We start from the raw sequence: 23,809 nt of genomic DNA on the forward strand, positions 1-23,809 counted from the left end.
ATCCTTCTTTGCAGCCGGGGGATTCTAACCGGTGGTCATGTCCGGGCCGTCGGCGGGTGACCGGGACGCGCCCCGGCCAGTTCCACCCGCTCCCACCCGCCGGGTGCCCGGACACCCGCCCCCCGCCCGGCCCGGGTGACCGGAAAGGCCGGTGCCACCGGAACGATCGGCACGGCGGGCACGACCGGCACCGCCGTGCCGGGAGGAGCGGCCGGAGTGGAGGGAACGGGTCCGTCCCGGCCGTCCTGCCGGGCGGGCGGCGCGGTCCGCCCGGTGAGGGGTGCCTGCTGCAGCGGGACCGGACGCGCGGTCACCCGCTCCGGCGGGCGCGCGGACTCCGCGTCCACCGGAGCGGCGGGCGCCTCCAGCGGCGCCACCCCGCACGGCACCGACCTCGTCGCGTACGGCAGCCGGAGCACGCCCTCCTCGGTCAGCATCCCCGCCCCCGCCAACCACCCCTCGGGCGCCGGGAGATGGTGGACCTGACGCTCGACGGGCCGCCAGATCCCCACCCATGTACCGGCCGGCCCGTCGATCCGCAGGGCCACCGCGCAGCGCTCCGGTGTCAGCACCTGCCCCGGCTGGATCGCGAACGGTGTCACCGCGCAGTCCGAGGCGCGCAGGCACTCCGGGAAGCGGACCGGCAGCGTGCTCCCCAGCACCCCCCAGCCCAGCCGCGGCCGCCCCGGCGAGGGGGCGTCCGAGCGGATGAGCAGCAGCCCGCTGTCGGCGTCCGCGAGCAGCAGCCGGTCGTCGCTGTCCTCGGCGATCTGCAGCAGCGGTGACACCTCGCCGCCGCGCTCCAGATCGACGACCACCGTCTTGGTCCGGCCGTCCTGGAAACGGTCCAGCGCCAGCATGCGGCCCGTCCCGTCAAGCCACACCCCGCCCGAACAGCGGCCCGGGATCTCGGCCAGGTGTTCGGGACCGAAGGCGCCGCCCGCCACCAGCCACACCGCCGTGGACCCCCGTCCCACGGCGAGCGCGTACGCGTACTCCCCGCCCGGCGCGGGCGGCAGCAGCCGCAGCCGGGAGCCCTCCTCCGGGCACTCGACCGCGCCGAGCGGCAGCTCACCGGTACCGGGCCCGGTCGGATACAGCAGCGAGAACGAGTGCCGTCCGACCGCCACCCGGTGGATCAGCACCCGCCCGTCTCCCATCGGCAGCACCTCGGTGCCGGGCTCCTCCGGCTGGTGGGACGGCAGCGGCACGGCGTACGGCTCGGGGCCGTCCAGCGTCCAGCGCTCCGGGAACCAGCATCCGCCGTCGAGCGCGAGGCGCGCCGCGTAGGCCCCGTCGGCGGTGATCACGCATCCCGGGCGGCCGGCTCGCGCGTTCTCGTGATCGGCGTTCTCCACGTGTTCCGGGTTCTCCGTGTTCTCGTGGTCCGCCGAGGACTCCGTCGCACAGACCGTCATCGTTCGGTCACCTCCGGCCACGAAGCTAGTTTTCGTCCGCACAGACGCGGGACCGACGCCCGGCCGCTTCACACATAAGGGTGGCCGTCGTGCGATTCGCCTGAGGGAACGGGGGCCGGTGTGCTGAGCGGGGCGCGGAGGAGGGGGTGGGACCGGGGCGGCGGCGGGCCGCGGGCCCGGAGAGGGCCGTCCCGCCGGTCGAGCGCACCCGCGACCGGTGGGACACGGACGTGGGGCAGGTAGCCTTTCCCCGTGCCCCGTCTGTCTGAAGTCATCGCCGCGCTCGACGCCCTCTGGCCGCCCGAGAGGGCCGAGGGATGGGACGCGGTCGGCACGGTCTGCGGCGACCCCGACCAGGAGGTCGCGCGGGTCCTGTTCGCGGTCGACCCGGTGCGGGACGTCGTCGACGAGGCCGTGAAGCTGGGCGCCGACCTGCTGGTCACCCACCACCCGCTCTATCTGCGCGGTACGACGACGGTCGAGGCCGGCACCTTCAAGGGCCGCGTCGTGCACACCCTCATCAAGAACGACATCGCGCTGCACGTCGCGCACACCAACGCCGACCGGGCCGACCCCGGTGTCTCGGACGCCCTGGCCGGCGCGCTCGACCTGCGGGTCGTCCGCCCCCTCGTGCCGGACCCGGCCGACCCGGAGGGCCGCCGGGGCCTCGGCCGCGTCTGCGAACTGGACCACCCGGTGACCGTCCGCGAGTTCGCCGCGCGCGCCGCCGCGCGGCTGCCGGCCACCGCGCAGGGCATCCGGATCGCGGGCGACCCCGACGCGCTCGTACGGACCGTCGCGGTCAGCGGCGGTTCCGGCGACAGCCTCTTCGACGACGTACGGGCCGCGGGCGTCGACGCCTTCCTCACCGCGGACCTCCGCCACCACCCGGCGTCCGAGTTCACGGCGGTCCGCGACCCCCGTCCTCTCGCGCTGCTCGACGCGGCGCACTGGGCCACCGAGTGGCCCTGGTGCGAGCTGGCCGCCACCCAGCTCGACGAGATCTCCGACCGCCACGGATGGGACCTGCGGGTCCACGTCTCGAAGGCGGTCACCGACCCCTGGACCGCCCACGCGGCCTCGAACACCGACACATCTGGAGCCCCCAACTGAACGCCGCGCCCGCCGACCAGATCCGACTTCTCGACGTCCAGTCCCTCGACGTGCGCCTGCAGCAGCTCGCGCACCGGCGGAGGTCGCTGCCCGAGCACGCCGAGATCGAGTCGCTGAACAAGGACCTCACGCAGCTGCGCGACCTGCTGGTCGCCGCACAGACCGAGGAGAGCGACTGCGCCCGCGAGCAGACCAAGGCGGAGCAGGACGTCGACCAGGTGCGCCAGCGCGCCACCCGTGACCAGCAGCGGCTGGACTCGGGTGCCGTGACCTCCCCGAAGGACCTGGAGAACCTGCAGCGCGAGATCACCTCCCTCGCCAAGCGGCAGGGCGACCTGGAGGACGTCGTCCTGGAGGTCATGGAGCGCCGCGAGTCCGCGCAGGAGCGGGTCGCCGAACTGACCGAGCGGGTCTCCTCCGTCCAGACGAAGATCGACGACGCCACCGGACGACGGGACGCGGCGTTCGAGTCCCTCGACGGCGAGGCGGCCACGGTGACGAAGGAGCGCGGCGTCGTCGCGGGCTCCGTCCCCGCCGACCTCCTCAAGCTCTACGACAAGCTGCGCGAGCAGCAGGGCGGCGTCGGCGCGGCCCGGCTCTACCAGCGCCGCTGCGAGGGCTGCCGCCTGGAGCTCAACATCACCGAGGTCAACGACGTCAAGGCGGCCTCCCCGGACACCGTGCTGCGCTGCGAGAACTGCCGCCGGATCCTGGTGCGCACGTCCGAGTCCGGCCTGTAGGGGCCGGGGGCGTGCGGGAGTTCATCGTCGAGGCCGACGGCGGTTCCCGGGGCAACCCGGGCCCGGCGGGGTACGGGTCCGTGGTCATCGACGCGGCCACGGGGGAGACGCTGACGGAGGCCGCCGAGTACATCGGCTTCGCCACCAACAACGTCGCCGAGTACCGGGGGCTGGTGGCGGGGCTGAAGGCGGCGCGTGAGCTCGACCCGACCGCCACGGTCCGGGTCCGGATGGACTCCAAGCTCGTCGTCGAGCAGATGTCCGGCCGCTGGAAGATCAAGCACCCGGACATGAAGCCGCTGGCCGCCGAGGCGGCCCGGATCCTGCCGCCCGCGCAGGTCACCTACGAGTGGATCCCGCGCGAACGGAACAAGCACGCCGACCGCCTGGCCAACGAGGCCATGGACGCGGGGAAGCGGGGCGAGCGGTGGTCGCCGTCGGAGTCGACGGCGGAGCTGGACGCGAGGGCCACGAGGACCGCGACGCCCGAGCCGTCGGGTCCGCCGGGGGACGCGGCGGCGGGCGCGGCGAAGGCCCGCGCGGCCTTGCGGGCGCCCCGCACGGGGCGCGGGGAACCGAGCGACCGGCCCGCACCGTCCGGCGGCGCGACGACCCCCGTCGCACCCCCGGCACCGGGCGCCGGCGAAGCCACGAAGTCCGAGAACGACGTACGGGCCGCGCGCAACGTGGCCACCCCCGCGCCGACCGTCGGATGGGGCGCGGCCCCCGACATGGGCGCGCCCGCCACCTTCGTCCTGCTGCGGCACGGTGAGACCCCGCTGACCCCGCAGAAGCGGTTCTCCGGCAGCGGCGGCACCGACCCCGCGCTGTCGGACGTCGGCCGGGAGCAGGCCGAGCGGGCCGCCGCGGCGCTGGCCGCGCGCGGCACGATCCAGGCGGTCGTGGCCTCCCCGCTCACCCGGACCCGGCAGACCGCGGAAGCCGTCGCCGCCCGCCTCGGGCTCGACGTGGCCGTCGAGGACGGTCTGCGCGAGACGGACTTCGGCGCCTGGGAAGGGCTGACATTCGCCGAGGTCCGGGAGCGGTACCCCGAGGATCTGGACGCCTGGCTCGCCTCGCCGGAGGCCGAGCCCACCGGCGGCGGCGAGAGCTTCGAGGCGACCGCCCGCCGCGTCGCCGCCGCCCGCGACAGGCTGATCGCCTCCTACGCGGGCCGCACCGTCCTGCTCGTCACCCACGTCACCCCGATCAAGACGTTCGTGCGGCTGGCGATCGGCGCCCCGTCGGAGTCGCTGTTCCGCATGGAGTTGTCCGCCGCCTCGCTGTCCGCGGTGGCGTACTACGCGGACGGCAACGCCAGCCTGCGTCTCTTCAACGACACCTCCCACCTCCGCTGAGCGGAGGGCCGCCGCCACCGGCCCGTCGTCGTCCGGGTGCGTTGATGCCCGCTTCGGTGTCAACGGGGTTGCTGGAGTGGCATGGTGGGGGCCCTGTATGTCAACGGGCTTACGGGGGTGGGGCGATGGCCGTCCCGGACCTCAACGGGACCACTGGGTCGGGGTGATGGCCGTCCCCGACCTCAACGGGGTCACCGGGACGGGGTGATCCCCGTCCAGGATCTCAACGGGCGTACCGTGTCGCCGTGTCGGCGGCCAGCGACTCGATCCGGCCCCAGTCCTTCGCCGCGATCGCGTCGCCCGGAACCATCCAGGTGCCGCCCACGCAGCCGACGTTGGGCAGCGCGAGGTACTCCCCGGCGCTGTCCGCGGTGATCCCACCGGTCGGGCAGAACCGGGCCTGCGGCAGCGGTCCGGCGAGCGACCTCAGGTACGCGGTCCCGCCCGCCGCCTGCGCGGGGAAGAACTTCATCTCCCGCACCCCCCGCTCCAGCAGCGCCACGACCTCCGAGGCGGTGGACACCCCCGGCAGGAACGGCACCCCGGACGCCCTCATCGCGTCGAGGAGTCCGTCCGTCCAGCCGGGACTGACCAGGAAGCGCGCTCCGGCGGCCACCGTGTCCGCCACCTGGGCCGGGGTGAGGACGGTGCCGGCGCCGACCACCGCGTCCGGCACCGCGGCGGCGACGGCCCGGATGGCGTCGAGCGCGGCCGGGGTCCGCAGTGTCACCTCGATCGCGGGCAGTCCGCCCGCCACCAGCGCCCGCGCGAGCGGCACCGCGTCGGCGGCGTCCGTGAGCACGACCACGGGCATGACCGGCGCGAGATCCAGCACGGAGGCCGACGCGGGCTCCGGTGCGCGGGCGGGCGCGGGACCGGGTGCGGGGGCAGGGGAGGGCGAGGGCAGCGACGAGGTCATGCACGTCATCCTGCCCGTGGTGTGCAGCATGCGCAAAGGACGTTGCGTATGCTGCAACACATGGGGGTCGTCCCGGACGACGCCCCTCAGTGGATCTCGGTCACCACCACGTCCAGCGCCCACGGCCGGCCCGCGCCGGCCGGCTCCTTCGCCTCCACCACGTACCCGAGATCCCGCAGCGCCTCCAGCAGCTGCGCGGGGTTCCTGGGCGCCGCACCCGAGGTCAGCAGGCTGCGGACGATCCGGCCCTTCGTCGCCTTGTTGAAGTGGCTGACGACCGATCGCTTCTCGACCCCGTCCACCCACTGCGCGTGCAGCACCCGTACCGTCGCCGTCCGCCCGGCGACCTCACCCTTCGGCTTCCACGCGGACGTGTACGCCGAGGACCGCAGGTCGAGCACCAGCCCGTCCCCGGCCGCCTCCGGCAGCGCGGTGGCCATCGGAGCCCGCCAGTGGGCGCCGAGCGCTCCGAGCCCGGGCAGCTTCACGCCCATCGAACAGCGGTACGAGGGGATCCGGTCCGTCACCCGGACGGCGCCCCACAGCCCCGAGAACACCAGCAGCGAACGGCTCGCGCGCCGCTTGGCTGCCGTGTCCAGCGAGGAGAGGTCCAGCGAGTCGTACAGGACCCCCGTGTAGATCTCCCCGGCCGGCCGCGCGCCGGTGGTGCGCAGTTCCGTGTTCTTGGCGATCTCCCCGCGCAGCCCCTCGCTCAGTCCGAGCACCTCACGGGCCTTCTCCTCGTCCCCGGCGCACAGCTCGGCCAGTTCGTCGAGAACCGCCCGGCGCGCCTCGGTGAGACCGGGCAGGGACAGCGACTCCAGCTTCAGAGCGGTTCCCCGGCCCGAGGGGGCTTTCCCCTCGGAGGGCGGCAGCAGCACGAGCACGGTGGTGTTCTCCTCACAGTGGGTATGGCCCGGCGCCAGCCTAAAGGGTGCGGTCCTGGTGCCGTCGGGGAGCTGGGCGTGGGGTGTGCGGGCGCGGTCCGGTGGCCGTCCGGGAGTCGTGCGGGCGCGGTCCGGGGCATGAGGGAGCCATGCGGGCGCGGTCCGGGGTGCCCGATACCCGCGGGCGACCTACGCTCGACGCATGCCCCGCCGCCACCTGCGCGCCGTCTGCGCACCGGAGGGTCCCCTGGAGGCCGCCCTGTGCGCCCTGCGCACCGAGCTCGGCGTACCCGGGAGCTTCCCTCCCGACGCCCTGGCGGAGGCGGCCCGGCCACCCCGCCTGCCCTCCCACGACGCGACGGACATCCCCTTCTTCACCGTCGACCCGCCGGCCTCCGCCGACCTCGACCAGGCGATGCACCTCACGCGCCGGGCGAGGGGCGGCTACCGCGTGCGGTACGCGATCGCCGACGTCGCCGCCTTCGTGACACCCGGCGGCCCGCTCGACGCCGAGGCGCACCGCCGCGTGACCACGCTCTACTTCCCCGACGAGAGGGTCCCCCTCCACCCGCTCCGGCTCTCCGAGGATGCCGCCAGCCTCCTGCCCGACCGGACCCGCCCGGCCGTGCTGTGGACGCTGGACCTCGACGCGGAGGGCCGCACCGAGACCACCGACGTACGCCGAGCCCTCGTACGGAGCCGGGCCGGACTCGACTACGCGGACGTCCAGCGACGGATCGACGCGGGAACGGCCGAGGAGCCCCTCGCCCTCCTCAAGGACATCGGCGCGCTGCGCGAACGTCTGGAGGCGGAACGCGGCGGTATCTCGCTCGACGTCCCCGAACAGCGGATCGTCGAGAAGGACGGGTCCTGCTCGCTCGCCTACCGCGCGCCCCTCCCGGCCGAGGGCTGGAACGCCCAGATCTCCCTCCTCACCGGGATGGCCGCGGCCGACCTGATGCTGGCCCACGGCACGGGCGTCCTGCGCACCCTCCCGGCCGCCCCCGACGGCGCGGTCGGCCGGCTGCGCCGAACCGCCGCGGCCCTGCGCATCGACTGGCCGCACCATGTCTCGTACGCCCAGCTCATCCGCTCCCTCGACCCGCATCTGGCGCGGCACGCGGCGTTCCTCCAGGAGTGCACGACGCTGCTGCGCGGCGCGGGCTACACGGTCTTCCGCGACGGCCTGCTCCCCGCCATCACCACCCACGCGGCCGTCGCCGCGCCGTACGCCCACTGCACGGCCCCCCTCCGCCGCCTCGGCGACCGCTACACGGCGGAGATCTGCCTCGCCGCCGCCGCGGACCGGGAGCCGCCCGACTGGGTCCTCGCCGCCCTGGACGCCCTCCCCGGCGAGATGGCCGAGGGCAGCCGGCGCGCGGCCACGGTCGAGCGCGAATGCGTCGACATCGTGGAGGCCGCGCTGCTCAAGGACCGGGTCGGCGACCTCTTCGAGGCCTGCGTGGTCGACGTCGAGGACCACGACCCCACCGTGGGAACGGTCCAGCTGGAGACCCCGGCGGTCCTCGCCCGCATCAGGGGCGGCCGCTCCAGACTCCCCCTCGGCGAACACCTCCGCGTACGCCTCACGGCGGCGGACCCGGGCACGACGAAGGTACGGTTCGCGCCGGCGTGAACGGGGCGGGCAGCGGCTGTTCCGGGCGGTCTTCCATCGGCGGGGGCGCGCATCTCCAGCCCGTCCGGCGTTCGAGGACGAGCCTCCGGGGTGGTTCGGCGCCGGCCCGCACCCTCAGCCCGTCCGGCGTTTGAGGACGAGCCCTTCGGGCGATGCGGGGGTCCAGGGGGCGGCAGCCCCTTGGCGGGGCGCGGGGGCGGAGTCCCGCAAGGGGGTTCGGGGGCGGAGCCCCCGGGCGGGGTCCGGGGCGCGGCCCCCGGGGATGGGACGGGTAGGGGCGGCGGGGGCGAGGAAACCCGGACCCCAGCCGACGGCCCCGCCCTGGAACAGCCACACCCCCCACGGCGTTGCCCCCAAGACGACCCCGGGGGAAAGAACCATGCGCTCAGCCCGCGAAGAGACCCACTGGACCAGAGCCACCCTGGGCCGGGACGGCCACCCCCTCGACCTCCTCACCGCCCGCTTCGAGAACCACCGCTACGCCCCCCACGCCCACGACGAGTACACCGTCGGCGTCTGCGTGGGCGGAGCCGAGTTCATCGACTACCGAGGCGGCCGCATCCACACCGGCCCGGGCTCGATCGTCGTCCTCGCCCCGGGCGAGGCCCACACCGGCGGCCCGGCGGTCCCCGACGGCTACGCGTACCGCGCCCTGTACCCGCGCCCCGCCCTCCTCGCCGAAGGCACCCGCACCGCCGTCCCCCACTTCCGCGACCCCGTCATCGACGACCCCGAACTCGCCGCCGCCCTGCGCGCCGCGCACACCGACCTCAGCGCCTGCCCCGACCCGCTGGAGGCCGAGTCCCGCATCCCCTGGCTGCTCACGGCCCTGGCCTGCCGCCATTCCACGGCCCGCCCCGCCGACGACACGGTGCCCGGCGCGGACACCGTCGCCCGTACGGTCCGCGACCGCCTCGCCGACGAACTCCTCATGCCGCCCTCCCTCGCGGACCTCGCCGCCGACCTGGGCCTGTCCCGCTACCAACTGCTGCGCGCCTTCCGTACGACGATGGGCATGCCCCCGTACGCCTGGCTGGCGCAGCACCGGGTGAACAGGGCCCGCGGCCTGCTGGAGCGCGGTCTGCGCCCGGCCGAGGTCGCCTCTCTGGTGGGCTTCGCGGACCAGGCGCACCTGACGCGCTGGTTCCGCAGGGTGCTGGGGGTGACCCCGGCGGCGTACCGCGCGAGCGTGCGCCCGTGACCCGTTCGTCCGGGCCGCCCCCGCAACGACGTTCAAGACGGGAACCCCCCGCCCGCCCCACACTTCCGGCATGACTGCACGCGGCTGGTTCCTGTTCTCCCTGATGGGAGTGGTCTGGGGCATCCCCTACCTGATGATCAAAGTGGCGGTGGACGGCGTGTCCCCGTCCGTGGTGGTGTTCACGCGCTGCGCGGTGGGGGCCGCGCTGCTGCTCCCCTTCGCGGTCCGCCAGGGAGGCTTCACCGGCCTGGCCCGGAGCGTACGGACCCACTGGCGCCCCATGCTGGCCTTCGCGTGCATCGAGATCATCGTCCCCTGGTGGACGCTCACCGACGCCGAGCGGCATCTCTCCAGTTCCACGGCGGGCCTGCTGATCGCGGGAGTACCGATCGTCGGCGTGGCGGCCGCCCGGCTCTTCGGGGACACGGAACGCCTGGGCGGCCGCCGCGTGTCGGGCCTGGCGCTCGGGCTGTCCGGCGTCGCCGTCCTCACGATCCCGCACCTGACCGGCGGCGACGCCCGCTCCCTCGCCGAGGTGCTGCTGACGGTCGTCGGCTACGCGACGGCGCCGGTGATAGCCGCCCGCCACCTCAAGGACGTCCCCTCGCTCCACCTCACGGCCCCCTGCCTGACCCTGGCGGCCCTGGTCTACGCCCCCGCGGCGGTGGCCACCCGCCCCACGGCCGTCCCCTCCGCACAGGTCCTCACCGCCCTCGCGGGTCTCGGCGTCATCTGCACGGCGGTCGCCTTCGTCGCCTTCCTCGAACTCATCAAGGAGGCGGGCCCGACCCGGGCGACGGTGATCACGTACGTCAACCCGGCGGTGGCCGTCGCCGCCGGAGCGCTCTTCCTGGACGAGCGCCTGACCACCGGCACCGTCGCGGCCTTCGCCCTCATCCTGGCGGGCTCGGTCCTGGCGACGGCGACGGCCGGACCGAAGCGGGCCGCGCGGCCGGTACCATGGTCCACACGGCAGACGAGCCGGGCGGACGGCCGCGTGGAGGTCCTTGCGGACCTTCCCGAGGAACGTCCGGGCTCCACAGGGCAGGGTGGTGGCTAACGGCCACCCGGGGTGACCCGCGGGACAGTGCCACAGAAAACAGACCGCCGGGGATCTCGGTCCCCGGTAAGGGTGAAACGGTGGTGTAAGAGACCACCAGCGCCTGAGGTGACTCAGGCGGCTAGGTAAACCCCACCCGGAGCAAGGTCAAAAGGAGACACCCCGGTGTCTCTGCGCGGACGTTCGAGGGCTGCCCGCCCGAGTCCGCGGGTAGACCGCACGAGGCCGGTGGCAACACCGGCCCTAGATGGATGGCCGTCTCCCCGACGTCCGCGAGGACCCGGGGAACAGAACCCGGCGTACAGCCCGACTCGTCTGCTGTTTGGGGGATCTGATCAGCGAACGAGCTGGTCGTGGGCCCTTTTTGGGCTTGAAGGGTCTTGGCGAGCCCCCGTTCCGAACCGCTTTGAACATCGTTTCAAGCGCCCGTCCGTCCGTGGGAAAAGCGCCTCGACCTCCGTGACACCCTTGTCTCACTCGCCCGAGGCCTCATCTGCTGGAGACGGCCCTCAAAGGGCCCGCCCGTGATCGGTGTTACGAGCTCCGTGGTTCGCATCGCGGTGCTCGGGGCTCGACCAGACGAAGGTCCGACAGGACTTGCTGAGCCAGTTCGAACGGCTGGTTACGGGGACCGTGGGGTACGGAGGCGGCGGATCCGAGGGTGCGCTGCGCGGCGAGAGCTCTGGGACCCACCAGCCCTGTGAGCCGGTAGTGGCGCCAAAGGGGAGTAGGTCGCTGAGCATCGACCACGATGAGGTCCGGTCGATGCCAGATGACCAGCGCCCAGGGGCCGTTGCCGTGTCCCGAGTCGGCCCAGGCTCCGACCAGAGGCGCGTCCTCGGCGGCACCGACCGCTTCGAGGGCTACCAGAGCGGGGTTGCTGAAGCGGCCGGTGACGTGGAGCAGCAACTGTCCGTGGCGGTGTACGTCACGACCCTTCTCGGCGAGGGACCATACGGCGTCGGCTAGGGGATCCTCCTGGACGACGTCCGACGCGACATCGAGCACGGCGGCCTGATCGACGGCCGGGCCGAAGGCTGTGTCGAGCAGCGCCGTATATTCCATGACATACGCGGAATCCACTGCGGGAAGCAGGTGGCGGACTGCCTCGGAAGCTTCGTTGAAGGCGAGCGTCTCAGGGGTGATCTCGTAGCGTGGTGCGTGGCTTCGGAGCACGGCGAGGGCGACTGCGGCGAGGCTGGCGACCTGGGGTTCGATCTGCTCGGGGAGATCGTTTCGGTCCAGTGCGTGGACGGAGCGGGAGAGCAGCGGCAGCCAGTCGGTGTGCGCCGGAGGCCAGGCGCCTGCGGCGATGGTCCACAGGGTCAGCCGGACGACGAGCATGCGTTCCGGAGGGCCCAGGTTGGGAGCGAGGGCGACCAGACGTTCCACCCAGCGCCGGTATCTACGGCGGACTTCCTGGTCGGTCTGCCGGAGGTCGGTCAGGGTGACGGTGCCCGCTTCGGCACCGGCTGCCTCGAGAGTGTGCTCCGCTGCCACGGCCTCGGCGTCGTCCTCGTCCAGGGTGGCTTCGATGTCGTCGGTGAACCGCTCGTCCCAGGAGACGGGTAGCAGGTCTTGAAAAGGTGTGGAGGTGCCGACAGGCAGGGGAAGCCCCAGCGCGAAGCGCGTAAGCGGGTGCCCGACACGCCCCGCGCATTCGTCCAGATAACGCTCCCAGCCGTCCTCGTCACCGTCCATCAGGGCCGTCGCGACCGTACCGCCAGTGTTGCTGCTCGCCGATGCGCCCGCTCGGGCTGAGGTCAGTCCCGTGCGAAGGGTTTCCAGGTCGCCCAAGAACCGTTCGGCCAGCCGGGGGTCCGCGAACAGATCGGGTGGCCGGGTCGTGGGGACCTGGGACTGGGTAGAGGTCATTCGGCGCAGCGCGCGGTCCGGGTCGACGACGAACACGATGTTGCCGAAGTGCGGTACGCCGTCGCTATCGACGACGACCAGGCGCACACGGCTGCCCGCATCCGCCGGAGCCGTCACCGTCAGCGTGGCCTGGCCGGACGGGATGTCGGCGATGCGCTCCCATGCCTCCGGCGGCGCTGCCGCCTGAGACAACTCCAGGTGAGCGGTGTCGGAGAGGGGCCGGGCCACGCTGATCTCCAGGCCGTCCGGTACGCGGAGGGCACCGAGCAGCAGCGGTCCATTGCTGACCATGGGGCGGGGGAGGGTCGCGGCCGTGCGCAGCCGGGCGGCGGGCTCGTCGGTGCCGTCCGGAAGGAGGGTTGAGGGGATGGGAGCGACGACGCCGAGTTCGCAGTTGCCGCCCTCGCGCTGGGAAAGCAGCAGGGCCGCAGCGGAAAGGTTCGGGCTGCCGGTCAGGGCCCAGCGCTGCCCCTCAGAGGTCCACTCGACGAGCTTCCCGTGGCGGTACCGCTGGTCGTTGTCGCTGATGACGCGTCCGTCGTACTCCTTCACCAATGCGGCGACCGACGGGCCGTCGAGATCGCTGAGTCCGGGCTGGTAAGCGAGCGTGAACCGGCTCGGGCGGAAGCGTTCAAGCAGCTGCCGCAGTGCCCGGGATCGCTGGTCGTGGAAAGGCGCGAAAACAGCCAGTTCGTCGACCGGTCCGTGCGGCAGCTGATCGATGATGGGGGAGTGAAGGCTGCTGACGACACGGACTCGCGGTGTCGCGGGGGTCCTGTCGCGGTGGAGCCGGTCCAGGAGCGCCGCGACCCGACCAAGTGCCTGTGGCACACCGGCAGAGAACCTCACCTCTTCCGGCAGGCCGCGCAGCCATGCCGACAGGTCCGGTATCGCGGCGGGGCTCTGGTCGCCGTTCACCCGCAGTACCGTCCACAGCTCGGCGTTGGCCTGCCAGCCGGCCAGCGTGGCGTTGCCAGAGCCGAGCGCAATGGTGGCGTGCTCCGGTCCGGCGAGGACCATCAACTTGGGATGGAACGCGGCACCGTGTGCGTATGCCAGTCCGGCGAGATAGCTGCGGCCGGCCCGGCGGACGGACCGTGGATCGTGCCGGGCCATGGAGACATCCCCCGCCACCGTGACGCGCGCGCCGGAGGCCTGGGTGGCGCCGAGGGCGACCTCCTCGAAGAAGCCGAGATCGGCGGTGAAACTTAGGAAGAGCGCTTCTTCCAGGCTCTGTCCGCCGGTGCGCTGCTCGTTGAGGATGAGAGTGAGCGGAGAAGCGAACGCGGTTGGTGGCTCCACTACTCCCGGTGCTGGTGCGGTCTCAGTCAACGAGAGCCCTCCCGTTACTGGTCACTGACCAGTGCCCGTCGTGGTACCGCAATACACCGCAGGTGGCCAGGACGGTCCCGAGCTGGTCCAGCCGCAGGCCGACGTCACCGCGCCCCTCCTGGCTCGTCCGGTACAGCAGCCCGCCCCGTTCGTACAGCCGAGTCGGCAGCCACAGTGTGCCGTCGGCACGGCGGCGTGCCTTGGCCAGCGCGATCCGCTGCGACCGCGCCACCAGGTCGTAGGTGAGTCGGCGGGCGACATCGCGCAGTTTCATGGGCCGGGCTTCGTCGAGCCGCCGCTGGACCCATTCCGGGCCGAGCTCGACACCGCGCTGGCCGAGGAAGGCGTCTCGGACCCGACCGGTGAGTTCGTCCACACGACGGGCGCTGGTGGCGAGCACCCGCAGTTCGGCGAGGGGCAGGGCATCACCCGCCCACCGCAGGTCGTGCTCGGCGGGCAACGGCGCTCCGGTCGTGCTCTGCGTCGCGGGAAGGGAGGAAAGGAACGCGTCCACCGTCATGTCGGGCAGCTTCGCGGCGAAACGGTCGGCAACTTCCTCGATCGGCAGCAGCCCGTCGACCTGCTCCACGAGCCAGGACCACAGGCGGCGCCACGCTCCGACGGAGTAGTTCCGCAGTACCACTCCGCGCCAGGCACCGGCCGCGTCGATGTCGCTGGTCACGGCATCAGTGGTCAGGAAGTCACCGAAAGCGAGCACGTGACCGATGTCGCGGGTGAAATTTCGGACGGGATGAGTGGCGACCACACGAGCCAGAAGCTGAATCGTCTGTCGTCGTGTTGCCGAGCGGGGGCCCGCTTCGGCCGGCGCATCTGGCTCGCACATCAGGTTCGCCAGCCACGCCCCGTCAGGGTGCTCGCCGCCCATGCAGATGCACAGCCGGTCGCCGAAGGAGGCGAGATCATCCACGTTCAGCGTTTCCTCGGCGGCCAGCTCCAGCAGCCCGTCCAGCCCAGCTCGCAGTGCTGTCGTTTTGTTGAGCCGCGGTCCAGGAACCGGCATGGGGCCGGTGCCGAGGATGCCGAGCGCGATCTCGGATCCGGCGTACGGTCCCCAGAACCCCCACGAGTTGCGTACGTACCCGTCCTTGCCCGGGACCTCGGCCTCGGACATGCTGACCGTCCCGGTGTGCAGCCGCCGGGCCAGAGCATCGACTCCATGAGCACGCGGCAGCCACTCCAGAGCCTGCGGATGATGCGCGAACGACACGGCGGCCAACGCCACTTCCGCGCGGCGCAGCAGGGTCTGGGCGGCCGGGACCGTCAGGTCTTCCGCATCGGCTTGTGCCGCGATGAGCCCGTGCAGAGCGTAGTAACGCGCGTGCGGAGTCACCGCGGTCACTCCGGGCACCAGGTGATCGACCATGCGCATCACATGCCGCTCCACCGAGAGCGGATAACGGCCCGCGGCGACGTCCAGCCCAGGACGGCTCCAACCTGGTCCGTCCACCAGCTCCAGCACCTGGCCCGCCCCACCGTCGGTGACCATTCGCTCAATCATCGGACGGAGAGAAGCTGAACGCCGCAGGCTGGTGGGTGTGCCGCGCAGCGAGCGCTTTGTGGCGAGACGGTCCTCGCGCCCACGGGCGCGAGGCGGCTACTGCGGAACGGAGCTGCCTCACTCCAGCTGCGTCGCGCCTGTGCTCGGCCACTTCCCGCTGCCACCCCCTAAATGCCGTTCAGTCGGGAAACTGGTTCGTCATTCTGGCGCATCTCCACGGGGGCCGGAGGCACTTCGGAGGCGAATCACGCAGCTGGACGAAACAGCAGCTCGACGGGGCTGTGACGCTGCAACCGCGGACGGCTCTTCTGAGCGTCCTTCCTGGACGGTTGCACGGCCGCAGCGCTGCTGCGGCACGCCCTGGCGTACAGCCCGACTCGTCTGCCGCTTCGCCTTTCCTGATGCCGGAGGCCATCGCGTTCCGTCTGGCGAAAGGTCCGTTCGGCTGATTGAGTGACGGTTTCAGTCGACACGTAATGACCCGGGGAGCCGAGGCATGGCAGCAGACACCCACGACGGAGCGGATCCGGAAGCAGTTGGACGTGGGCAGCGAGTCCTCGAACTCCTGGACAAAGCGATCGACCTCCAGACCCCACTCGTACGCAAGAACATCACCCGGGCCCGCCAGCGGAACGCGGAGGCGACACCGGCCCAGGTGATCCGCAGTCTGGAGCGGATGTACGTCAGTGCTCTGAGCGGGACGGGCGCCGCGGTGGGAGCCACCGCGGCCGCGCCCGGCGTCGGCACGGGAGTCGCGCTGGCGTTGTCGGCGGGCGAGACCCTCTCCTCCCTCGAGCTGAGCGCCCTCTTCGCGCTCTCGGTCGCTGAAGTTCACGGCGTCCCCATCGACGAGGTCGAGCGCCGTCGGACGATCGTGATGGGCATCATGCTCGGAGGGGGCGGCTCCGCCACGATCTCCAAGGTCGCCGAACGCACGGGGCAGCACTGGGGACGCCAAATCGTCGCCAAGGTGCCGGTCGAGACCTTGCGTCAGATCAACAGGGTCCTGGGGAAGAACTTCATCACGAAGTACGGCACGAAGCAGGGGATCATCGTTCTCGGGCGCGTGGCCCCGTTCGGTATCGGTGCCGTGATCGGCGGTGGCGCTAACGCCGCCCTGGCCACTCTGGCGGTGAGGGCCGGCCGCCGCGCGTTCGGCCCGCCGCCGGAGTCCTGGCCCGGGACGACGTACGGACCGGCGGCGACGGCCGAGGACCCGCGTGACTGACTCGCGGCGAGCCGGCGGGGGGATGAACACTTTTCTCCGCCACCGGATGTCACTCCGGTACCCGCCTGACTCGGCGGGGGAACACCCGTGGTTTCCCGTCGGCCGTCCGGCCGGGGACAAACCAGGGTCGGGTACGGCCCCGTCCTCCCCGGCGAGGAGGACGGGGCCGGGGAAGCCCGGCCGGGCAGGAGCCGAAGCGCTGACGGCTCACCCCCTCCGAACCTCCTCCACCCGCACCACCCGCCGCTCCGCCAGCGACAACGCGCACGCCTCCGCGATCCAGCTCGCCTCGATCGCGTCGGCGACCGTGCACGGGGACGTGGCGCGGCCCGCCACGACCTCGGTGAAGGCGGTGAGTTCGGCGCGGTAGGCGGGGGCGAAGCGGTCCATGAAGAAGTCGTGGGGGGTGCCCGCGGGGAAGGTCGCGCCGGGTTCCACCGAGCGCAGGGGGAGTTTGTCGTCCAGGCCCACGGCGATGCTGTCGCGCATGCCGTGCAGCTCCAGGCGGACGTCGTAACCGCGCGCGTTGTGACGGGAGTTGGACACCAGCGCGAGGGTGCCGTCGTCGAGGGTGAGGATCGCGGACGCGGTGTCGACGTCGCCCGCCTCGGCGATGTACTCGGCGCCCCGGTTGCCGCCGGCCGCGTACACCTCGGTCACCTCGCGGCCGGTGACCCAGCGCACGATGTCGAAGTCGTGCACCGCGCAGTCACGGAAGATGCCGCCGGAGACCGCCACGTACGCGCCCGGCGGCGGCGCCGGGTCCAGAGTCGTGGAGCGTACGGTGTGCAGCGCGCCGAGTTCGCCGCTCACCACGGCCTTGCGCGCGGCCACGCAGCCCGCGTCGAAGCGCCGGTTGTAGCCGATGTGCACCTGCACGCCGCTGTCCTGGACCGCGCGCAGCACCGCGACGCTCTCCTCGACCGTCCGGGCCACCGGCTTCTCGCAGAAGACGGGGATGCCCGCCTCGACCGCGGCCAGGATGAGCGCGGGATGCGCGTCGGTGGCGGCGGCCACCACGATGCCGTCGACCCCGGCCGCGAGCACCGCCTCGGGGGAGTCCACCGCCGTCGCGCCGAAGCGCTCGACCGCCGCGTCGGCGGCCGCGGCCACCGGGTCGGTGACCACCAGTGATTCCACCGCGTCGAGTCCGGCGAGCGTCGCGGTGTGGAAGGCGCCGATCCGGCCCAGTCCCAAGATGCCTATACGCATGAGAAGTTGCTCCTAGTTGCCAATGCCCTCAGCCCTTCGTACGGCCCCGCGGGGCCGAAGCCGGGCCGCGTTCAGTCGAGTCCGCCGAAGACGGTCTGGTCCCAGTCGACGACCGAGCCCGTCACCACACCGCTGCGGTCGGAGAGCAGGAAGACGACGAAGTCGGCGACCTCGTCGACCTGGCCGAGCCTGCCCATCGGGAGGCGCCTCGCCGCCTCCTCCCGCCAGTCGTCGCCCGCGCCGTGGAAGGTGCGCTGGATCTCCTCCTCGCCCTCGGTGTCCGTCCAGCCGATGTTCAGGCCGTTGATCCGGATCCGGTCCCGGCGGTGCGCGTGCGCGGCGTTGCGGGTCAGTCCGGCCAGCCCCGCCTTGGCGGCCACGTACGGGGCGAGGAAGGGCTGTCCGCCGTGCGAGGAGGAGGTGATGATGTTGACGACGGTGCCGGGCGCCCCGCGGTCCACCAGGTGCCGGACCGCCGCCTGCATCGCGAAGAACGGCGCTCGCAGGTTCACCGCGACGTGCGCGTCGAAGAGTTCCGGCGTGGTGTCCAGGAGGGTGCCGCGCGAGGTCAGCCCGGCCGCGTTGACCAGGCAGTCGAGCCGTCCGTGCGCGGCCACGACCCGTTCGACACCGGCGCGCGCCTGCGCGGGATCGGCCAGATCGGCCCGTACGAAGGTGGCGCCGGTCTCCGCGGCGAACCGTTCACCGAGTTCCTCGCGGCGCGCGGTGAACGCGACCGTCGCGCCCTCGCGGACGGCGGCCCGCACGACACCGGCGCCGACGCCCTGGCTGCCGCCGTTGACCAGGACGACCCTGTCCTCGAGAAGTGGTCCCACGGTTCTCCCCTGACCTGGATGTTCATGCGTGACCCGAGGGCTCACGCGCGGCGGCGGTCGGCGCCGGCCCGCAGTTCCCGCCGCAGCCGCCCTGGGCTCCACTCCTCCGTCAGGGCCCGCCACACCGTGTCCGCCTGGGACGGCGGGGCCAGCCCCGCCAGCGGCGGGTCGAGATCCAGGTCGGTGGGGAACGGGTAGCCCTCCGCGCAGGCCGCCACCACCCGGCGCAGCCACGCCTCGCCGGCGCCCTCGCTCCGGCGCCGCAGCAGCACCGGGAAGAGCGCGTTCACCATCGACTCCCGGTCCACCGTCTCCATCGCGCGGCCGAAGGCCGACGAGATCTGCAGCAGGTTCGCCATCCGCCGGACGTCGGCCGTGCGGTTGTGGCCCGCGGCGTGGAAGAGCGCGGGGTTGAAGAAGACCGCGTCCCCCTTGGCGAGCGGGAGCTGTACGTGGTGTTCCTCGAAGTACGCGATGAACTCCGGGCGCCGCCAGGCCAGATAGCCGGGCCCGTACTTCTGCGAGTGCGGCAGGTACAGCGTCGGACCGGACTCCACGGGCATGTCGCAGTGCGCCACCGCGCCCTGCAGGGTGAGGACGGGGGAGAGCCGGTGGACGTGCGCCGGGTAGCGGGCCGCCCGCTCGTCGGAGAGGAAACCGAGGTGGTAGTCCCGGTGCACGCTCTGCGCGGCGCCGCCCGGGTTGACCACGTTGATCTGGGAGGTGACCTGGTAGCCGGGGCCGAGCCAGGCCTCGCAGACCAGGGCCAGCATGTCGTTGGCGTAGTAGTCGGCGAAGACCTCGGGGGCGTGCAGGGCCGTCTTGTCCAGGGCGCTCCACACCCGGTCGTTGGCGCCGGGCTTCGCGAAGTGGTCACCGCGGGCGGTGCCCGCCGACCGCTCCCGCTCGATCAGCGCGCGGAAGACGGCGGAGGCCCGGTCCACCACGTCCGGGTCCGCGAACGCGCCCCTCAGTACGACGATGCCGGGGCCGTCCAGCAGCGCGCGGACCCATTCGGTCCGCACCGCGGCAGGGTCGGCCGCCGCCCGGACGCGGTCGCTGTCGTAGACGGGGACGTTCCGCTCGATCCCCACGGCGCCCGGGTAGTCGGCCGGATCGGTGCGCTCGGCGACCAGCACACGGAAGGCGTCGAGGTCGCAGTCCCGCTCCCCGCTCAGCCACACCACCCGTGGTCCCGCGTCCTGGGAAGCCATGCAGGGTCCTTTCGCCGCGCGGCCGTTTCCGTCAGTCTTATGAACGCGAGCCCATCATTCAATGAGCAGAAACCCATCAAAAACCCGTCACCGACCCTGGGAACGCAGCCATGGCACACCCCTACACGATCCGGGAGATCGCCCGTCAGGCCGGGCTGAGCGAGGCGACGGTCGACCGGGTCCTCAACGACCGGGGCGGCGTCCGCGAGAGCACGGCCCGGGAGGTGCGGCAAGCCGTCGAGGACCTGGACCGCCAGCGCACCCAGGTCCGCATCGGCGGACGCACCTTCATGATCGACATCGTGATGCAGACCCCGGAGCGGTTCTCCTCCGCGGTGCGTGACGCCCTGGAGGCCGAACTGCCCTCCCTGCACCCGGCGGTCGTGCGCTCCCGCTTCCACTTCCGCGAGACGGACCCCGCCGCCGGGCTGGTGAAGGACCTGGACCGGATCGCCGCGCGCGGCTCGCAGGGCGTGATCCTCAAGGCGCCCGACGTGCCCGAGGTCACCGCCGCGGTCGGACGGCTGGTGGCGGCCGGCATCCCCGTCGTCACGCTCGTGACGGACCTGCCCGGCAGCCCGCGCAGGGCCTACGTCGGCATCGACAACCGGGCGGCCGGGGCGACCGCGGCCTACTTGATCCGGCAGTGGCTCGGCGACGGGCCCGGCCATGTGCTCGTCACCATCAGCCGCGGCTCCTTCCGCAACGAGGAGGAACGCGAGATGGGCTTCCGCAGCGAGATGCGCGTCGCGCGGCCGGAACGCCGGCTGGTCGAGGTCACCGACAGCGACGGACTCGACTCCACCCAGCGGGAACTCGTCCGCGAGGCCCTGGAACGCGATCCGGAGATCAACTCCGTCTACTCCATCGGCGGTGGTAACACCGCGACCATCGAGGCCTTCGACGCGCTCGGGCGCGATCTGCTGGCCTTCGTCGCGCACGACCTCGACCACGACAACACCCGGCTCCTGGCCGAGCGGCGGCTGTCCGCGGTGCTCCATCACGACCTGCGCCAGGACATGCGCCGCGCCTGTCAGACCATCATGCGGGCCCACCAGGCCCTCCCGGACGACGGCCCGCTCCTCCCCTCGGCGATCCAGGTGGTCACGCCGTACAACATGCCGCCGGGGTGAGGTGCGCGTCCGCGGGCGTACGGGCTCTTCGGCGTGCGAGTCCTCGGGGGAGGGGCCTTCGGCGTACGGGTCCTTCGGTGGACGGGTCCTTCGGTGTACGGATTCCCGGGCGGGCGCTCCTGGCGGGTTCTCCCGGGGTGCGCGCGTCGGGCGGTGCGTCCCGGGGGAGGCTGGGCCCATGGCTGATGAAGACGTCTGGGACTCGATCGACCGCCTGTACGAGTGGCTCGACGCCGACCGCACGGGGGACGCGCGGTCGGACGACGGCCGGCCGCGGAACGGGCGTGAGGAACTGCTCCTGCGCATCCTGAAGCTGTCGGAGGAGGTCGGCGAGGTCGCCCAGGCGGTGATCGGCGCGACCGGGCAGAACCCGCGCAAGGGCACGACCCACACCTGGGACGACGTACGGTCCGAGCTGTGCGACGTCGTGATCACCGGTCTGGTCGCGCTGCGGACCCTCGCGCCGGACGCCCGCGAGGTCTTCACGGCCCACCTGGCGGGCGTCACGGAGCGCTCCCTCGGGACGGGTCGCGGCCCCGGACGGCCCCGCTGAACGGCCGCCGGGAGATCCGGTGCGGGGAGGGGGCAACGGAGAGGGAGCGACCGGGAGGGGCAACCGGGAGGGGGCACCGTACCCTCGTCGCGCCGTCTGAGAGGGTGGCCGCATGCGCCTGATCCTCGTCCGCCACGGACAGACACCGTCCAATGTGGCGTTCCTGCTGGACACCGCCGCGCCGGGACCGGGGCTCACGGCCCTCGGAGAGAAGCAGGCCGCCGCGCTGCCGCAGGCGCTGGCGGAGGAGGAGATCGACGCGCTGTACGCCTCCACGCTGACCCGGGCCCGGCTGACCGCCGCCCCGCTCGCGGCCGCACGCGGCCTGGAGGTGCGCGTCCGGGAGGGCATCCGCGAACTGTCCGCCGGGGACCTGGAGATGCTGCGCGGGGACATCGAGGAGGCGCGTGCCTACCTCACGACGGCGTTCGCGTGGGCGGCCGGGGACACCGCGCTGCGGATGCCCGGCGGCGAGAGCGGCGCGGAGGCGCTGGGCCGGTTCGACACGGTGGTCGCGGAGGCCGCGGCGAGCGGGGCCGGCACGGTCGCGATGGTCAGTCACGGCGCCGCGATCCGGGTGTGGACGGCGGCCCGCGCGCGCAACGTCGAGGTGTCCTTCGCCACCGGTCACCGGCTGGACAACACGGACGTGGTGATCCTGGAGGGTTCCCCGGCGGACGGCTGGACGGCCGTGTCCTGGGCGGGCACACCCCTGGGCGAGGCGGCTTCCGGCAGGGAGAGCGGGCCGACGGGACAGCCCTTGGGGCCCACCGGGGGCGCGCCCGTACCGAACGAGTAGAAGCCACACCGGCGCCCGCCCGGGGAGCCACACGGGCGTCGGGCCCGGGGGCCCATGGGCGCCCGCCCGGGGCCGCCGGGCGGGGTGCGGCCGAGTGCGCCCGCCTGACGGGCAGCGATCGCTCCACGGGTCGTGAGCCGTCCACGGGGTCCGAGCCGTCCACGGAGTGCGGGCCGGCCTCGGGTTCCGGAGCCGGGGTACGGCGGGCGGCGGTGGGCGCGCGCCCCGGGTTCCGGAGTCCGGTGCTACTCGTCGAACAGCGTGGTCTGTTCGCCCTCGGCGGCCCGTCGTACCCGCTTGTTGCGCGCACCCACCACGGCCAGCGTGGCCGCGGCCGTCACGCCCAGCGCGGCGGGGACCATCCAGCCCCGGTCGACGGTGTGTCCGAGCAGATGGTCCAGGGAGATCCGGCCGGGGCCCGACACGGCTAGTCCCGCGGCCGTCAGGCCGAGCGAGGCCGCGTGCTCGAAGCCGCCCTCGCTCGCGAAGAACCCGTTCGGCAGGTGCACCGCCATCGCGCCGGCCATCGCCCCGGCCGCGGAGGCGCCGGCCGCGGGGGTCGCGAGGCCGAGCGCCAGCAGGGTGCCCCCGCCCGCCTCGGCGAGGCCCGCCGCGAGCGCGCTCTGCTTCCCGGGCACGTATCCCATCGCGGCCATGGCCATCCCCGTCCCGGCGAGCCCGCCCCCGCCGAACCAGCCGAACAGCTTCTGGGCCCCGTGGGCGGCCAGGACGCCGCCCGTGCCGAGGCGGAGCAGCAGCAGTCCGAGGTCTCTACGGTCGAAACAGGTCACGGTGGCTCCCCACGGGCTCGCGAGATGACGGCATGCCTCTCCGGCGTCCTTGCCCCACCGTCGCCCGCGGCGCCGCCCGGCACCCGGCGCGCGCGGCTGTTCAGGTGCCGTTCGCGAGGTTCGCGAGGCCGTTCGGGTGGCCCGCCTCCGCCGCCTCGCCGTCCCGGCCCCGTCGCCCCCGCGGGCCGTTGCCTGCGTCGTCCCGCCCCGGCGGTCACCCCCGGGGCGGGACCAGGTACCGCGTCTCAGCCGGCGGAGTACCGGGGTGCGGTGTGCCGGACCCCGCCGGCCCGTTCGGTCAGCGTGATCCGGCCCGCGCTGAGGGTGGCGAGCCGCGGTGCCCGGCGGGCGATCGACGAGTCGTGGGTGACCAGGACGAAGGTCAGCCCGTACTCGTGCCACAACCCCTCCAGCAGTCCCATGATGTCGTCACGGGTGCCCTCGTCCAGGTTGCCCGTCGGTTCGTCCGCGAGGAGCACCTTCGGCTTCTTGACCAGGGCCCGCGCGATGGCGACGCGCTGCTGCTGGCCGCCGGAGAGTTCGGACGGCGCGTGCAGCAGGCGCTCGCCCAGACCGACACGAACGCAGCGCCTCGGCCGTGCGTTCGCGCCGCTCCGCGGGCTTCACCCCGAGCGGGACGAGCGCGGTCTCCACGTTCTCCTGCGCGGTCAGCGTCGGGATGAGGTTGAACGACTGGAAGATGATGCCGATCTTCTCGGCGCGCAGCCGGGTCAGCCGGGCCTCGCCGACGGAGGCGAGGTCGACGCCGTCCAGTTCGACGCTGCCGGAGGACGGCCGGTCCAGGCCGCCGATCATCTGGAGCAGGGTCGACTTGCCGCCGCCGGTGGGGCCCTGGACGACGAGCTGGTCGCCGTCCTCGATGGTGAGGTCGACGCCGCGCAGCGCCTCCACCGTCTCCTTGCCCCGCGTGTAGCGCTTGGTGACGCCGGTGAGCTTGTACATGAGGTTCTCCGAAGATGAGGGG

Annotated in this window: 18 protein-coding genes, 1 other RNA gene and 2 pseudogenes; 11 read left to right on the top strand and 10 right to left on the bottom strand. The window is 73.0% G+C overall.

Annotated elements, in window-relative coordinates:
* Nucleotides 1–35: 35 nt before the first annotated feature.
* On the bottom strand, nt 36–1,418 hold the full coding sequence (locus tag OG776_RS28820; protein WP_261994975.1) for a hypothetical protein: 1,383 nt from the start codon (nt 1,416–1,418) through the stop codon (nt 36–38).
* Between the two features lie 252 nt (nt 1,419–1,670).
* Here OG776_RS28820 and OG776_RS28825 point away from each other — a divergent pair, with 252 nt between their 5' ends.
* Genes OG776_RS28825 through OG776_RS28835 form a run of 3 tightly spaced genes read left to right on the top strand, consistent with a single transcriptional unit; the run spans nt 1,671 to nt 4,629 of the window.
* Nucleotides 1,671–2,531 (top strand): Nif3-like dinuclear metal center hexameric protein, encoded by an 861-nt coding sequence (locus tag OG776_RS28825; RefSeq protein ID WP_148013734.1) that lies wholly within the window; start codon nt 1,671–1,673, stop codon nt 2,529–2,531.
* On the top strand, nt 2,528–3,271 hold the full coding sequence (locus OG776_RS28830; protein WP_187286031.1) for a zinc ribbon domain-containing protein: 744 nt from the start codon (nt 2,528–2,530) through the stop codon (nt 3,269–3,271). The genes OG776_RS28825 and OG776_RS28830 overlap by 4 nt, the downstream gene beginning before the upstream one ends.
* Before the next feature lie 11 nt (nt 3,272–3,282).
* Entirely contained in the window at nt 3,283–4,629 is a 1,347-nt protein-coding gene (locus OG776_RS28835; protein WP_329322757.1) for a bifunctional RNase H/acid phosphatase, read from the top strand.
* Nucleotides 4,630–4,852: 223 nt separating this feature from the next.
* Here the strand turns inward: OG776_RS28835 and eda are convergent, their stop codons facing one another.
* Nucleotides 4,853–5,548: a bifunctional 4-hydroxy-2-oxoglutarate aldolase/2-dehydro-3-deoxy-phosphogluconate aldolase gene (eda, locus tag OG776_RS28840; RefSeq protein WP_148014122.1), complete on the bottom strand. Its 696-nt coding sequence runs from the start codon at nt 5,546–5,548 to the stop codon at nt 4,853–4,855.
* Nucleotides 5,549–5,634: 86 nt separating this feature from the next.
* On the bottom strand, nt 5,635–6,435 hold the full coding sequence (gene yaaA / locus OG776_RS28845; protein WP_148013731.1) for a peroxide stress protein YaaA: 801 nt from the start codon (nt 6,433–6,435) through the stop codon (nt 5,635–5,637).
* A 202-nt stretch (nt 6,436–6,637) separates the two neighbouring features.
* On the opposite strand from yaaA, the gene OG776_RS28850 reads away from it, so the two are divergent.
* From OG776_RS28850 to rnpB, 4 genes and pseudogenes are all read left to right on the top strand, one after another.
* Nucleotides 6,638–8,071: an RNB domain-containing ribonuclease gene (locus OG776_RS28850; RefSeq protein WP_148013730.1), complete on the top strand. Its 1,434-nt coding sequence runs from the start codon at nt 6,638–6,640 to the stop codon at nt 8,069–8,071.
* A gap of 379 nt (nt 8,072–8,450) precedes the next feature.
* Nucleotides 8,451–9,272, top strand: a complete 822-nt coding sequence (locus OG776_RS28855) for an AraC family transcriptional regulator (protein WP_329322758.1) — start codon at nt 8,451–8,453, stop codon at nt 9,270–9,272.
* Between the two features lie 133 nt (nt 9,273–9,405).
* Nucleotides 9,406–10,131, top strand: a pseudogene (locus OG776_RS42475) (DMT family transporter); the annotation flags it as partial.
* 118 nt (nt 10,132–10,249) lie between these two features.
* Nucleotides 10,250–10,650, top strand: an RNA gene (gene rnpB / locus OG776_RS28870) — RNase P RNA component class A.
* Between the two features lie 216 nt (nt 10,651–10,866).
* Here the strand turns inward: rnpB and OG776_RS28875 are convergent.
* Together OG776_RS28875 and OG776_RS28880 are read right to left on the bottom strand one after the other, a co-directional pair.
* Nucleotides 10,867–13,509 (bottom strand): hypothetical protein, encoded by a 2,643-nt coding sequence (locus OG776_RS28875; RefSeq protein ID WP_329322759.1) that lies wholly within the window; start codon nt 13,507–13,509, stop codon nt 10,867–10,869.
* 22 nt (nt 13,510–13,531) lie between these two features.
* Entirely contained in the window at nt 13,532–15,046 is a 1,515-nt protein-coding gene (locus tag OG776_RS28880; RefSeq protein WP_329322760.1) for a hypothetical protein, read from the bottom strand.
* A 508-nt stretch (nt 15,047–15,554) separates the two neighbouring features.
* Between OG776_RS28880 and OG776_RS28885 the strand changes: the two genes are divergently transcribed.
* Nucleotides 15,555–16,286 (top strand): hypothetical protein, encoded by a 732-nt coding sequence (locus OG776_RS28885; protein ID WP_329322761.1) that lies wholly within the window; start codon nt 15,555–15,557, stop codon nt 16,284–16,286.
* 207 nt (nt 16,287–16,493) lie between these two features.
* Here OG776_RS28885 and OG776_RS28890 read toward each other — a convergent pair whose 3' ends face one another.
* The 3 genes from OG776_RS28890 to OG776_RS28900 all read right to left on the bottom strand — a co-directional run bounded on the left by OG776_RS28890 (nt 16,494) and on the right by OG776_RS28900 (nt 19,548).
* Nucleotides 16,494–17,498 carry a Gfo/Idh/MocA family protein gene (locus OG776_RS28890; RefSeq protein ID WP_329322762.1) on the bottom strand — a complete coding sequence of 335 codons (1,005 nt, stop codon included), beginning with the start codon at nt 17,496–17,498 and terminating at the stop codon, nt 16,494–16,496.
* 71 nt (nt 17,499–17,569) lie between these two features.
* Nucleotides 17,570–18,334: an SDR family oxidoreductase gene (locus OG776_RS28895; protein ID WP_148013725.1), complete on the bottom strand. Its 765-nt coding sequence runs from the start codon at nt 18,332–18,334 to the stop codon at nt 17,570–17,572.
* A gap of 41 nt (nt 18,335–18,375) precedes the next feature.
* On the bottom strand, nt 18,376–19,548 hold the full coding sequence (locus OG776_RS28900) for a phytanoyl-CoA dioxygenase family protein (protein WP_148013724.1): 1,173 nt from the start codon (nt 19,546–19,548) through the stop codon (nt 18,376–18,378).
* A 110-nt stretch (nt 19,549–19,658) separates the two neighbouring features.
* On the opposite strand from OG776_RS28900, the gene OG776_RS28905 reads away from it, so the two are divergent.
* From OG776_RS28905 to OG776_RS28915, 3 genes are all read left to right on the top strand, one after another.
* Nucleotides 19,659–20,681, top strand: a complete 1,023-nt coding sequence (locus tag OG776_RS28905; RefSeq protein ID WP_148013723.1) for a LacI family DNA-binding transcriptional regulator — start codon at nt 19,659–19,661, stop codon at nt 20,679–20,681.
* A gap of 178 nt (nt 20,682–20,859) precedes the next feature.
* Nucleotides 20,860–21,234, top strand: a complete 375-nt coding sequence (locus OG776_RS28910) for a MazG-like family protein (RefSeq protein WP_148013722.1) — start codon at nt 20,860–20,862, stop codon at nt 21,232–21,234.
* A 112-nt stretch (nt 21,235–21,346) separates the two neighbouring features.
* The gene (locus tag OG776_RS28915) at nt 21,347–22,033 is read left to right on the top strand and encodes a histidine phosphatase family protein (RefSeq protein ID WP_148013721.1); all 687 of its coding nucleotides are present in this window, start codon (nt 21,347–21,349) and stop codon (nt 22,031–22,033) included.
* Nucleotides 22,034–22,278: 245 nt separating this feature from the next.
* Here OG776_RS28915 and OG776_RS28920 read toward each other — a convergent pair whose 3' ends face one another.
* Complete coding sequence (locus OG776_RS28920) at nt 22,279–22,824, bottom strand: DoxX family protein (RefSeq protein ID WP_148013720.1); 546 nt, start codon at nt 22,822–22,824, stop codon at nt 22,279–22,281.
* A 245-nt stretch (nt 22,825–23,069) separates the two neighbouring features.
* Nucleotides 23,070–23,787: pseudogene (locus OG776_RS28930) on the bottom strand (ABC transporter ATP-binding protein).
* Nucleotides 23,788–23,809: the final 22 nt, after the last annotated feature.

The sequence above is a fragment of the Streptomyces sp. NBC_01689 genome, assembly GCF_036250675.1.
GTDB lineage: Bacteria > Actinomycetota > Actinomycetes > Streptomycetales > Streptomycetaceae > Streptomyces.